The sequence below is a fragment of the Duganella sp. GW822-FHT06D06 genome, from assembly GCF_058799615.1.
The window spans coordinates 1-13,205 of sequence record NZ_JBXALQ010000008.1 but is presented as its reverse complement, the minus strand read 5'-3'; the positions used below and the strand labels follow the sequence as shown (position 1 = coordinate 13,205).

8 protein-coding genes are annotated in these 13,205 nt (G+C 67.0%); 7 read left to right on the top strand and 1 reads right to left on the bottom strand.

Translation table 11 applies throughout. The features are described 5' to 3' along the window. Positions 1-8: 8 nt before the first annotated feature. The 3 genes from AC1RMD_RS16095 to AC1RMD_RS16085 are packed head-to-tail and all read left to right on the top strand — an operon-like array spanning position 9 to position 3,247. Positions 9-1,229, top strand: a complete 1,221-nt coding sequence (locus AC1RMD_RS16095) for an efflux RND transporter periplasmic adaptor subunit (RefSeq protein ID WP_492927683.1) — start codon at positions 9-11, stop codon at positions 1,227-1,229. Continuing rightward, complete coding sequence (locus AC1RMD_RS16090) at positions 1,229-2,002, top strand: ABC transporter ATP-binding protein (protein ID WP_492927682.1); 774 nt, start codon at positions 1,229-1,231, stop codon at positions 2,000-2,002. The genes AC1RMD_RS16095 and AC1RMD_RS16090 overlap by 1 nt, the downstream gene beginning before the upstream one ends. An 18-nt stretch (positions 2,003-2,020) precedes the next feature. Next, on the top strand, positions 2,021-3,247 hold the full coding sequence (locus AC1RMD_RS16085) for an ABC transporter permease (protein WP_492927681.1): 1,227 nt from the start codon (positions 2,021-2,023) through the stop codon (positions 3,245-3,247). A 22-nt stretch (positions 3,248-3,269) separates the two neighbouring features. On the opposite strand, the gene cqsA is transcribed toward AC1RMD_RS16085, so the two are convergent. Beyond that, entirely contained in the window at positions 3,270-4,523 is a 1,254-nt protein-coding gene (gene cqsA, locus AC1RMD_RS16080; RefSeq protein WP_492927680.1) for an alpha-hydroxyketone-type quorum-sensing autoinducer synthase, read from the bottom strand. A 148-nt stretch (positions 4,524-4,671) separates the two neighbouring features. On the opposite strand from cqsA, the gene AC1RMD_RS16075 reads away from it, so the two are divergent. The 4 genes from AC1RMD_RS16075 to AC1RMD_RS16060 form a co-directional block, all read left to right on the top strand. Then, positions 4,672-6,000, top strand: a complete 1,329-nt coding sequence (locus AC1RMD_RS16075; RefSeq protein WP_492927679.1) for a sensor histidine kinase — start codon at positions 4,672-4,674, stop codon at positions 5,998-6,000. A 16-nt stretch (positions 6,001-6,016) separates the two neighbouring features. Further along, positions 6,017-7,018 (top strand): response regulator, encoded by a 1,002-nt coding sequence (locus AC1RMD_RS16070; protein ID WP_492927678.1) that lies wholly within the window; start codon positions 6,017-6,019, stop codon positions 7,016-7,018. 15 nt (positions 7,019-7,033) lie between these two features. Further along, positions 7,034-7,759 carry a helix-turn-helix transcriptional regulator gene (locus AC1RMD_RS16065; RefSeq protein WP_492927677.1) on the top strand — a complete coding sequence of 242 codons (726 nt, stop codon included), beginning with the start codon at positions 7,034-7,036 and terminating at the stop codon, positions 7,757-7,759. A gap of 331 nt (positions 7,760-8,090) precedes the next feature. Next, a partial coding sequence (locus tag AC1RMD_RS16060; RefSeq protein ID WP_492927676.1) for a beta-ketoacyl synthase N-terminal-like domain-containing protein occupies positions 8,091-13,205 on the top strand: 5,115 nt, incomplete at its 3' end.

The window sequence follows — 13,205 nt, the reverse complement described above, 5'->3', positions numbered from 1 at the left end:
AGTCCCGCATGACCAGGCTCAACAAAAAACGCCTGGCGTTCGCCCTCGGCCTGCTGGTGGTCGTGGTGGGCGGCGCCTCCTACCTGCAGGCCAACCAGGAAACGGTGGTGCCGCCATCGAAATTCCACACGCTGACGGTCGATGTCGGCGACATCACCCAGACCGTGACGGCCACCGGCACCATCAATCCGGTGGCGCTGGTCAACGTCGGCTCGCAGATGTCGGGCACGGTGGTCGAACTGAACGCCGACTTCAACGACCACGTCAAGAAGGGCCAGGTGCTGCTGAAGCTGGACCCGACCATCTTCAACGCCGGCGTCCGCAAGGCCCAGGCCGCGCTGGCGTCGGCCGACGCTTCGCTGCGGCTGGCGCTGGCCACGTTCGAGCGCAACGAGCGCCTGGTGGCGCAAAACTATCTGTCGGCGCTGGTGCTGGACCAGGCGCGCCGCGAGCTGGACGTGTCGCGCGCCAATTTCGAGCTGGCCAAGGCCGAGCTGGCGCACGCGCAGGCCGACCTCGACAACAGCGTCATCCGGGCCCCGATCGACGGCGTGGTGATCAAGCGCACCATCGACCTGGGGCAGACGGTGGCGGCCGCGTTTTCGACGCCCAACCTGTTCCAGATCGCGCAGGACTTGACCAAGATGCAGATCGACACCAACGTCTCGGAAGCCGACGTCGGCGCGCTGAAGGATGAGCAGGCGGCCCGCTTCGTGGTCGACGCCTATCCCGACCGGGAGTTCGACGCCACCATGCGCCAGTTCCGGCTGGCGGCGACGGTGGCGCAGAACGTCGTCACCTACAACGTGGTGCTGGACGTGGCCAACCGCGAAGAGTTGCTCAAGCCCGGCATGACGGCGCAAGTGCGGCTGGTGGTGGGCAAGCGCCAGCAGGTGCTGCGCATCCCGACCGCGGCGCTGCGCTTCCGGCTGTCCGACGAGGAGCTGGAGAAGGAAGCCAAGCTGCAGAAGGCGCAGCGCGGCGGCAAGCCCGACAGCGTCGCCGCCGCGCCGGCGGTGGCCGGCGACGACGTCGCGTTCCGCAGCAAGAGCGAGATCACGCGCGCCTTCAAGATCTACAAGCTCGATGCCCAGAACCGCGCGGTGCCGGTCGACGTCCAGATCGGACTGTCGAACTTCCGCTACACGGAAGTGCGCGCCGGGGCGCTCAAGGCGGGCGAACGGGTGGTGATCCGCGCGCTGGCGCCGGGCAGCGCGGGCGTGCTGTAGTGGGCGCCCATCTCGCCAGCGTCGCGGCCGGCCATCTGATCGAGATCCGCAACGTCACCAAAAGCTATTTCTCGGAAGGCAATGAAACGCCGGTGCTGCACGGCATCGAGCTGGTGGTGCCGCACGGCGACTTCGTCGCCGTGATGGGCCAGTCCGGCTCCGGCAAGTCGACCTTGATGAATATCTTCGGCTGCCTGGACCAGGCCACCGGCGGCACCTATCTGCTGAACGGCGTCGATACGCGCTCGCTGTCGCGCGCCGAGCTGGCGACGATCCGCAACCGCACCATCGGTTTCGTGTTCCAGAGCTTTAACCTGATCAAGCGCATGAGCGTGGCGGAGAACGTGGCCTTGCCGCTGATCTACGCCGGCGTCGCGCGCGGCAAGGCGCACGCCAAGGCGCTGGTGGAGCTGGAGCGGGTCGGCCTGCAGGACTACGCCAAGCGCACGCCCAACCAGCTGTCCGGCGGCCAGCAGCAACGGGTGGCGGTGGCGCGCGCGCTGGTCGGCGATCCGCCGGTGCTGCTGGCCGACGAGCCGACCGGCAACCTCGACACGCAGACCAGCATCGAGATCATGAACGCCTTCCAGCAGCTCAACCGGGAGCGCGGGATCACGATCTTGCTGGTCACCCACGAGCCCGACATCGCCGCCTACAGCAAGCGGTTGATCCGCCTCAAGGACGGCCGCGTGTGGTACGACGGCCCGTCCGCCGCCGGCCTGGCGGCGCCGGCGCTGCCGACGCCGCCCCATGCCATACAGAGCCATGCCTAACGCCGCCGGGACATCAAAATGAATTTTTTGCAGATTGTGGTGGAATCGCTGCGTTCGATGAACGCCAACCGCTTGCGCACCGTGCTGACCATGCTGGGCATCATCATCGGCATCACCTCGGTGGTGTTGCTGCTGGCGCTGGGCAAGAGCATGCAGGGCTTTATCGGCAAGGAGCTCGAGCAGCTGGGCACCAATATGCTGTTCGTGGTGCCGGGCGGCGACCGCGCCGGCGGCCAGCGCGCGCGGGTCGACAAGACGCCGGTTCTGACCATGCAGGACGCCGAGGCCATGAACAGCCTGCCCAGCCTGGTCGGCGCGGCGCCGGTGCTGCAGGCCAACTTCAATCTGGCGGTGGGCAATGAAACCTCCAACAGCGCGGTGCGCGGCATCACCCCGACCATGTTCAAGATCCGCAACTGGCGGCTGGAGCAGGGCACCTCGTTCAGCGACGCCGATGTGCACGCCGCCGCCCGCATGGTCATCATCGGCCACAAGGTGGCCGACCAGTTCTTCTACAAGGTCGACCCGCTCGGCAAGTTCATCCGCATCGAGAACGTCTCGTTCCAGGTGGTCGGCGTGCTGCACGGCGAGGGCAAGCAGGTCGACGGCGGCGAAGACCTGTCGGAACTGGTGCTGGTGCCGATCACCGCCGCGCGCGCCAACCTGATCCGCAGCCCGATCCCGGACAATGTGCATTACATCGTGGCCCAGGGCAAGTCGGGCGTCGCGCTGCAGGACGGCATCGCCGACATCAACGACACCCTGCGCGACCGCCACCGCATCAAGTTCGAGCAGCCCGACGATTTTCACATCGAGAATCTGGCCTCGTTCGCGGAAACGGCCAAGAAGATCAGCGCCGGCATCGCCGCCTTGCTGGGCCTGATCGGCGCCATCTCGCTGATTGTCGGCGGCATCGGCATCATGAACATCATGCTGGTCTCGGTGACCGAACGCACCCGCGAGATCGGCATCCGCATGGCGATCGGCGCCAAGCCGCGCGACGTGCTGTGGCAGTTCCTGACCGAGGCGGTGGTGATCTGCCTGGTGGGCGGCACCATCGGCATCCTGCTGGCGACCGGGGTGGCCACGCTGATCACCGCCAACAGCAAGTTCGGGGTCTCGGTGAGCCTGCGGGAAGTGGTGGTGGCGTGCGGCTTCTCCAGCCTGGTCGGGGTGTTCTTCGGCTTCTATCCGGCGCGCCGCGCCTCGGTGCTGCTGCCGGTCGAATGCCTGCGTTACGAGTAGCGCATTCGACCGGCAGCGCCGGTCACGCCTGGCCGGCAACGGCGGCGCGCGCCGCGCGCCGCGAGGATGACCAGCTCGGCAGCGCGACCTGGTCGCGGATGGCGGCGCAGACCGACAACAACTTCTCGATCTCGATCTCGGTCAGTCCCGAGTTGAGCGTCAGGCGCACCAGCGAGCGGTTCTTGGCGGTGGCCGGCGCGCAAAACACCGCGCCGTAGATGCCGTGCGCCTCCAGCGCCTTGCGCAGCACCAGCGTGCACGGTTCGGTGCCCGCCTCCAACGCGATGATCTGTTCGCTGCCGTCGCTGATGTTGTAGCCGAGCTCGGTCAGGCCGGCGCGCACGCGCCGCGTGGTGCGCCGCAGCGCCAGGCGCCGGTCGTCGGCGGCCCGGATGAAATCGAGCGCGGCGTTGAACCAGGCCAGTTCGTGCGTCAACAGGCAGGAACTGAAGATCGCCGGCCGCGAGGACGACAGGAAGTAGCTCTTGAACTTGCTTGAGCAGGTGACCAGGCCGGCGCGTCCGCCGAAGGCCTTGGCCAGCGACGCGGTGCGGAAATGCACGCGTTCGGTGATGCCGAGCGCGGCCACCAGGCCGGCTCCCTCCGGCCCGTGCGTGCCCAGCGAATGGGATTCGTCGACCACCAGGATGCTGCCGCTGTCCTCGGCCACCGCCAGCACCTCGTGCAACGGACACAGGCTGCCGTTGGTGCTGTACAGCGAGTCCACCACGATCACGCCGGCCCCGTGCTTGGCAACTTGACGCCGCAAATGGCTTGCATCATTATGCATGAACGGCACGGCGCGGGCCTGCGCCGACAGCACGCCTTCCCACAGCGAGGCGTGGGCCATCATGTCAAGGTAGACCGGCACGCCGGGACCGGCGATACTCTGCAGCAAACCGACGTTTGCGCTCCAGCCCGATTGCGTCAGCAAGCTGTCCTCCGAGCCCAGGTAGGCGGCGAATTTCTGTTCGAGCTGGTGCTGGACGCTGCCCGCCTGCAGGAATACCGACGACATCAGCATGTCCCCGCCGTATTGCATTTGCGCGGTCTGGGCCAGGATCAGTTCGGGCTCGGCGGTGATGCACAGATAGTCGTTGCTGGCGACGTAGATGGCGTCCGGGCCGGGCGGGCGCCACTGGTGCATATGCTCGCCGCCCAGCAACTGGGCGACGCGCTGGATGAAATGCTCGTCCATGCGGGCGTTGACGAAATGGGGCAGGACATGTTCGGCGGCAATCTTAATGGTGCTGGTCGGTGCAATTACTTGGTCCATAATTTGTTCCATAGGATATATTTTCAATAAATGAAGTTTTCTGCGGCTTTCCTTCACATCCGGATGCCGGGATACCACCCGGCCCATGCGTTCGTGACACGCACCGCTTCTATCCTACAACTTGCTTAATCAACATTGTAAAAAACATATGATGAAAACTGCGCTGCCGCGGCTGCGCGTGCGCCTCACCGAGTACCGCCTGAGTTCGGTCCGATGGTGGCTCGATTACAACAACAGCAATGATATCGTCGTCAAACGGGTGGTCGTCCTGTCCTGGATCGGCCTGATCGGCATGCCGCTGTTTTATTTTCTGTGGAGCTGCTGGGCCCCGCAGCCCTACGAGAACCCGGTGCTGCGCGTGATCGGCTTCGCGCTGTGCCTGCCGGGCGTGATGGCGCGCCGCTACGCTAGGCAATGCTGGCTGTCGGTCTATCTGCTGGTCGGCCTGACGTATATGCTGCCGTTTTTCTTCACCTATATGTTCCTGATGAACGGCGGCAACAACGTCTGGAGCCAGTCGCTGCTGGTGGCGGTGATCGTCCTGTTCCACTTCGATACCTTCAGCGCCTTGCTGGTGTACCTGGTCGGCACCAGCCTGGCCTACCTGGCCTACACCGGGCAATGGTGGCACGGCCCACCGCCGGACGGCGCGCTGGATGCCGCCGAACTGATCCAATGGCCGATCCACCTGTTCGCGATCGGCTGCGTGTCGCTGGTGAAGGTGGGGCGCGACGTGCTGGCGCGCGAACGCCTGGCCGGCATGGCGACCGCGCTGGGCACCGTCTCGCACGAGTTGCGCACACCGCTGCGCAGCATCGACGCCAACGCGCGCGGCATGCGGCGCATCCTGGACGAGGCCCGCTTGCCGGCGGGCAGCCACGACGCCTTCGACGGCGCGCTGACCCGGGTTTCCTCCGAGGTCAGGCACATGAATACCGCGATCGATCTGTTGTTGCTGGGAGTAAGCTCCAGCAATAAAAATCTGCAAGGCAACCAAATGCTGTCGATGCAGGCGATGGTGCTGGCCGCGCAGGAAAGATATTCTTTTACTAATTCAACGGAGCGCGATATGATCGCGCTCACGCTGCGGGCGGATTTTCAATTTCATGGCCAGCCGGAACTGTGTTCCATGATTTTGATTAACCTGATGCGCAACGCGATCACGGCGGTGCAGCGGGCCGGGAAAGGGCGCATCCGTATCGTGATCGACGGCGCCCGTGCCCGGCCGCGCTTGCTGTTCATCGATACCGGATGCGGCATCGCCCCGCAGAACCTGCCGAATATTTTCCGGCGCTTTTATTCTGCCCCGGAAGGCAATGGCGCCGGGATCGGGCTGGCGTTTTGCAAGGACGTGATGGACGCGTGGGGCGCGCAGATCCGCTGCGTGTCGCGCCTGGACCGTTACACCGTTTTCATCCTGGAGTTTGCACCGTCGACGCCGCAACCGCCGCAGTCCGGCGCCAACGCCTTTCTTTGATCACTACATGGCATTGATGGAAAAATTTCTTTCTGCTTATCGACATCCGACCACCACGGTCTTCATCGACGACAATCAACGCTTTCTCGACAGCCTGTCGTTTCAGCTCCACCCGCGCATCGCCCACAAGACGTTTCAACGCGCCGACGAGGCGATCGCCTGGATCAGCGAGGCCAGCCGCAACTCGGCCAACCGCAACGTGCCGATCGCCGTCAGCTACGACGAGCAGGTGCTGTCGTTCGAGCGGCGCGTGGTCTCGGTCGACCTCGACCAGATCTACCGCCAGGTGATGAACCCGCGGCGCTTCCTGACGCCCACCGTGCTGGTGGTCGACTACGCGATGCCGAAAATGGACGGCGTGGCGGTGTGCGAGGCGCTGGACCATCTGCCCTGCAAGAAAATCATGTTCACCGGACAGGCCGACGACAAGGTCGCCATCGACGCCTTCAACCAGGGCCTGATCGACCGTTTTCTCACCAAGAACGATCACGCCGTGCTCGACCATCTGGCGCTCGGCATCCACGCGCTGGAGCGCGCCTTCTTTGTCGACCAGTCCAGCACCTTGAAAGACTTGCTGGGGCGCCAGTCGCACACCTTTCTGTTCGAGCCGGCGATGGCGGACTTGATCGAACAATTGCGCAAGCAGTATGATTTCGTCGAATATTATCTGTTCGTCAATCCGTCGGGCATCCTGTTCTTCGACTTCCACGGCAAACCCACGCTGATGGTGATCGAAACCGAGGCCGGCATGCTGGCCCACTACGAGGTGGCGCGCGACGCCGGCGCTCCGATGGGGCTGGTGGCCGGGCTGGAAAGCATGCAGATCCTGCCATTCTTCTCGGATACCGGCATGTACGTCGAGGCCATAGAGCACGCCTGGCAGTCGTATTGCCTGCCGGCGCAGCATTGCCAGGGACAGCAGGATTATTTCTGGGCCTTGTTTGATCTGCCGGCCCGCTATTTGCCGGGACCGATTTATTCGTATGCGGATTTTTTGAACGATCTGCCCAACCGTTGATGACTAGAGGAAACTATGCTGGAGTCTAAACTGAACACCGGGCTGAGCGACGATGACGTGGCCGTCATCGCCGGGGCGGCCGACTGGGGGCAGCTGCAGGCCGGGGCGGGCAGTGTGCTGGGACGGCTGGGCGTTGCCCATTTCATGCTGAAGCTGGACATCAAGGGCGCCGAAGGCGCCGTCAGCCACGTCATCGGCACGCTGCCCGATCCACTGCTGCGCTTGTTCTCCAATCGGGAGCACGCGGCGTCGGATCCGATCGGCCGGCAACTGCTGGCGTCCAGCGCGCCGCTGGCCTGGCAGCCCCGGGAGGTCGCCACGCCGGCGCCGGTGGTCTATCAATTGCTGGAAACGTCGGGCATCACCCACGCGCTGAGCCTGGTGGTGCGCAGCGGGCAGGCGGCCAGCCGTATCGATTTCTATGGCGACCGGCTGCAGCCGTTCGCCGCCGCGGCCGCCCAGCAGGCGCCGCTGGTGCTGCTCGGCCTGTATTTGCACGACCGCTCGGCCACCCTGTGGCGCGACCGCGCGCCGCAGCCGCCGGCCTTGTTGTCCAAACGTGAGCTGGAGTGTATCCATTGGAGTGCGGCCGGCAAGACCAGCCGTGAGATCGGCCAGATCCTGGGCATTTCCCAGCGCACCGTGTATTTCCATCTGAGTAATGTGGCGGCCAAGCTGAACGTCCATACGACACGCCATGCGATCAGCCGCACCATCGTGCTGGGCCTGCTCGAAGCCTGAACCGGCGCCGGTCGCCGCGCCCGGGATGGGCGCGCGCGCCGTCCGTCTGAAGTAAATCCCCCGCTCTCCAACCTGGCCGCCTGCTGCGCGCCATGGCTCTCGTGCCGGCATATTGCCCGGACAGACAATTTTCCCGCTTGAAATTATATACCAATATTTATTATTTGGAAAGTAATCCAGGCCGTTCTGCTTCGCATGCCGCCCTTGCATAATGGGAGTTGGCAGTTGTTACTTCGCCAATAAAATTCCCCGCGTGCTCCTTTCCTGAACGTTCACCTTTTCACGGTCGTCATCTATGTCGCACATGCCCCATGTACAGAGTTTGATTGAGGTGCTCACGCAACGCGCGAGCTGGACGCCGGACGATACGGCCTATATTTTCCTGGACGACGGCGCCGGGCCGGAAACCCGCGTCAGCTACGCGCAACTGGATGCGCGCGCGCGCGCCATCGGCGCCTGCCTGCAGGCGCAGGGCGGCGTGGCGGGGCAGCCGGTGATGTTGCTGTGCCAGCCCGGGATCGACTACATCAGCGCGTTCTTCGGTTGCCTGTACGCCGGCGCGGTGCCGGTGCCGGCCTATCCGCCCACCAGCGCGCGCCAGCTGCCGCGCCTGCAGTCCATCCTCAACGACGCGCGCGCCAGCACCGCCATCACCACCCAGGCCGATCTGCAGCGCATCGCCGCCATGGAGGCGCGCAGCGACAAGCTGTCGGTGACCCGCTGGCTGCTGGTCGACGCGCTGCCGGAGCAGCCCGACGCCTGGCGCGACCCGGGGCTGAACCTGCACAGTCTGGCCTTCCTGCAATACACGTCCGGTTCGACCAGTTCGCCCAAGGGCGTCATGGTCAGCCACCGGAACCTGTTCAAGAACCTCGAGCTGATCGGCCAGCGCGTCCAGGCCGGCCCGGACGACATGCCGGTGTTCTGGCTGCCGCCATACCATGATTTCGGCCTGATCGGCGCGATCCTGGCGCCGCTCTACCGCGGCCATCCCGGCGTGCTGATGCGCCCCTCCGCCTTCCTGCTCAACCCTTATCGCTGGCTCAAGGCGCTGCACGATTTCAAGGCCAACATCACCGGCGCGCCCAACTTCGCCTACGAACTGTGCGTGCGCAAGGTCACCGACGAACAGCGCGCCACCCTCGACCTGAGCCGCCTGCGGGTGGCCTTCAACGGCGCCGAGCCGATCCGCGATGAAACGCTGCAGGCGTTCACCGACGCCTTCGCCCCTTGCGGCTTCAATCCGCAGGCATGGCTGCCGGCCTACGGCATGGCCGAGTCGACCCTGATGATCAGCGGCAGGCTGCAGTCCCAGGCCAGTGCGCAGCTGGTGGCCGCCAGCGTCGCCGTCTCCAGGACGGAGCTGAACGCCAACCTTGTGCAGCTCAGCACGGACGCCGACGCGTTGCCGCTGGTCAGCTCGGGCCCGGTGCTGGACGAACACGCGGTGGCCATCGTCGATCCGGTCACGCGCACGCTGTGCCAGCCGGACCAGGTCGGCGAGATCTGGGTGCAGGGCCCGTGCGTCGCGCAGGGCTACTGGAACCGCGAGACCGAGACCGTCGACACCTTCCAGGCCAGCATCGCCGGCGACAGCCGCGGCCACTTCATGCGCACCGGCGACCTGGGCTTCCTGCACCAGCAGGAACTGTACATCTGCGGCCGCCTGAAGGACCTGATCGTCATCGGCGGCCGCAATATCTATCCGCAGGATGTGGAGAACGCCTCCTTCACCGCCGACCCGCGCCTGCGCGCGGACGGCGCCGTCAGCTTCGCGCTGGAGGGCGACGCCGGCGAACAGCTGGCGGTGGTGCAGGAACTCGACTATCGGGCCAGCGCCGACGACGCCCTGTTCGGCGCGATCGCGGCGTCGGTGACGGCGGTGGTCGGCGTCGCGCCCGAGATCATCGTCCTGCTCAAGCCGGGACGCATCCCCCGCACCTCCAGCGGCAAGATCCAGCGCCAGCTGTGCAAGCGGATGATGCTGGACGGCGCGCTGGAGGAGGTGGCGCGCTGGACCAGGCCGCAAGCCCAGCTGGCGGCGCCGGCGGCGGCCCAGCCCCAATCCGAATCCCAGCCGCAGCCGCAGCCGCAGCCCCGGCTGAGCCCGGCCCTGATCGTGGCCTGGCTGCAAACCTATGTGGCCCGTCAGTTCGCGCTGGCGGTCGACGCCGTCGATCCGCACCAGCCGTTCGCCTACTACGGCCTCGATTCGCAAACCCTGCTGCAGGCGGGGGAGGCGCTGTCGGCGTGGTTGGGTACGCCGGTCGCGCCCACCGTTTTCTGGGACTATCCGACCATTGCGCAGCTGGCGCAGCATCTGGCCGCGAGCCTGGCGGCGCCGGCACAGGCCGCCGCCGCCGCCGGCGCCGCCGGCGAGCCGATCGCGATTGTCGGCGTGTCCTGCCGCTTCCCCGACGCCCCCGACACGGAGGCGTTCTGGCGCCTGCTCGAGCAAGGGCGGGAAGCCACCCGCAGCGCGCCGCAGGCGCGGCTGGCGGCCGGCACCTTCAGCCACGCCGCCGGCCATCCGGCGCACACCCGGTTCGCCGGTTTCCTCGACCAGGTCGACCAGTTCGACGCCGGCTTCTTCGGCATCTCGCCGGTCGAGGCGCGCCGGGTCGACCCGCAACAGCGGCTGGTGCTGGAAGTGGCGTGGGAGGCGCTGGAGGATGCCGGGGTGGCGCCGGCGGCCCTGGCCGGCAGCGCCGCCGGCGTGTTCGTCGGCCTGTCCACCCATGACTACGAGCGCGTGCAGCAGCAGGCCGACGAAGGCCTGGACGTCTACGCCGCGACCGGCAGCGCCGCCTCGATCAGCGCCAACCGCCTGTCCTACCTGCTCGATCTGCGCGGCCCCAGCCTGGCCATCGATACCGCCTGCTCGTCGTCGCTGGTGGCGGTGCACCTGGCCTGCCAGAGCCTGCGCAACGGCGAATCGCAGCTGGCGCTGGCCGGCGGCGTCAACCTGCTGCTGTCGAGCGAAGCGAGCCTGCCGTTCGCGCAGGGCGGCATGCTGGCGCCCGACGGCCGCTGCAAGGCCTTCGACGCCGCGGCCGACGGCTATGTGCGCGGCGAAGGTTGCGGCATGCTGGTGCTCAAGCGTCTGGCCGACGCGCTGCGCGACGGCGATCCGATCCGCGCCCTGATTCCCGGCTCGGCGGTCGGCCAGGACGGCCGCAGCAACGGCCTGATCGCGCCCAACGGCGTGGCCCAGATGGCGGTGCTGCGCGCCGCGCACCAGGCCGCCGGCATCGCGGCGGCGCAACTGAGCTATGTGGAAAGCCACGGCACCGGCACCGCGCTGGGCGACCCGATCGAGCTCAACGCGCTGAAGACCGTGCTGCAGGAGGGTCGCGGCCCGGACCAGCATTGCGCGGTCGGCGCGGTCAAGACCAATATCGGCCACCTGGAAGCGGCCGCCGGCGTGGCCGGCCTGCTGAAGGTGGTGCTGGCGCTGGAGCACGCGGTGATCCCGCCCAATCTGCACTTCCAGCGTCCGAACCCGCACTGCTCGCTGGAGGGCAGCGCGCTGACGCTGCCCACCAGCCCGCAGCGCTGGGACGCGGGCCAGGCGCCGCGCTATGCCGGCGTCAGTTCGTTCGGCTTTGGCGGCACCCTGGCCCACGTGGTGGTGCAGCAGGCGCCCGCGCGGCCGCCGGCCGCCGTCCACCGCCCATGGCAACTGCTGACCTGGTCCGCCAAGACCGTCGGCGCGCTCGATGCGCTCGGCGCGCAGCTGGCGCAGCGGCTGGCGGCGGCCGACGCGCCGGCGCTGGCCGATGTCGCCTACACCCACCAGGCCGGCCGCAACGCGTTCGCGGCGCGCCGCATGCTGGTCTGCCGCGACAGCGCCGAAGCGGCCGCCGCGCTGGCCGATACGGCGGCGCTGGCCACCCGCCAGGTGCCGGCCGGCGCCGCGCTGCCCAAGCTGGTGTTCATGTTCCCGGGCCAGGGCGCGCAGCAGGTCGGCATGGCACGCGAGCTGTACCGCGAGGTGGCCGGCTTCCGCCAGCAGATCGATCTGTGCGCCGCGCATCTGCTGCGCGCGCACCAGTTCGACCTGCATCGGTTGCTGGACCTGGGCCGGCCGGCTGGGCCCGCCGACGACTCCCTGCTGGCGCAGACCCGCTACGCCCAGCCGGCATTGTTCGTGCTGGAATACGCGCTGGCCCAGCTGTGGCAGCAATGCGGGCTGCGGCCCCAGGCCATGATCGGCCACAGCCTTGGCGAATACGTGGCCGCCTGCCTGGCGGGCGTGTTCACGCTGGAGGAGGCGCTGTCGCTGGTGGTCGCGCGCGGCGAGCTGATGAACGCGCTGGAAGGCGGCGCCATGCTCAGCGTCCTGCTGGACGAAGAGCAGGTGCAGGAACTGCTGAACCCGGAACTGGCGCTGGCGGCCGTGAACGGCGCGCAGCGCTGCGTGCTGTCCGGCACGCACGCCGCGGTGACGCTGGTGGAACGCCAGCTGGCGCAGCGCGGCGTCACCACGCGCCGCCTGCCGACCACGCGCGCCTTCCATTCGCAGATGATGGACCCGGTGCTGGAATCGTTCCAGGCGCTGCTGGAAGGGATGGTCCTGAAGGCGCCGCAGATGCCCTTCATTTCCAACCTCACCGGCCGCTGGATCAGCGCCGCCGAGGCGGTCGATCCGGCCTACTGGGTGCGCCACCTGCGGGCGCCGGTGCGCTTCGTGCAAGGCCTGGAAACGCTGGCCGGCTGGGACGACGGCGCCGGCCTGAACGTGCTGGAACTGGGACCGGGCCGTATCTTGTCCAGCCTGGCGCGCCAGTTCGCCCTGCAGCAGGCGGCGTCGGTCTGGACGATACGTTCCTCGCTGGCCGAGACCGCCGCTGCGGAGGCCGACCTGGCGACCTGGCTCAATTCACTTGGTCAACTCTGGCTCGACGGCCATCCGATCGACTGGAACGCGGTGCACTTCGGGCAGCAACCGCGCCGGCTGCATCTGCCCACTTACCCGTTCGAACGGCAACGTCATTGGATCGACGCCAGGCCGCGCGCTATTCCCTCAATTGTGGCCCCTGCGGACTTACGCGGCGCCAACGACCCATCAGTACATCAGCTAGCTATGGAGATTCAAGACATGAGTTCAACGCAACTTGCCGCCGCGACGGCGGGCCGCCGGGCGCAGATCAGCGCGACGATCATCGACATCGTCGCCGAATTGATGCGCATCGATGCCGGCAAGATCGACCCCGCCATGCCCTTGCTGGAACTGGGCGCCGATTCCCTGATCCTGGTGCAGGCGATGCGCAAGATCGAAGCGCTGTATGACGTCACGATTTCGATCCGCCAGTTGTTCGAAGAATTGTCGACCATCGCCGCGCTGGTGGCGTTCATCGATGCCGCCATGCCTGCCGAGGCGGCCGCCGCCGCAACGCCGCCGCCTGCCGCCCCGGCAGCCGCGCCCGCCGCCGCGCCGTCGGCG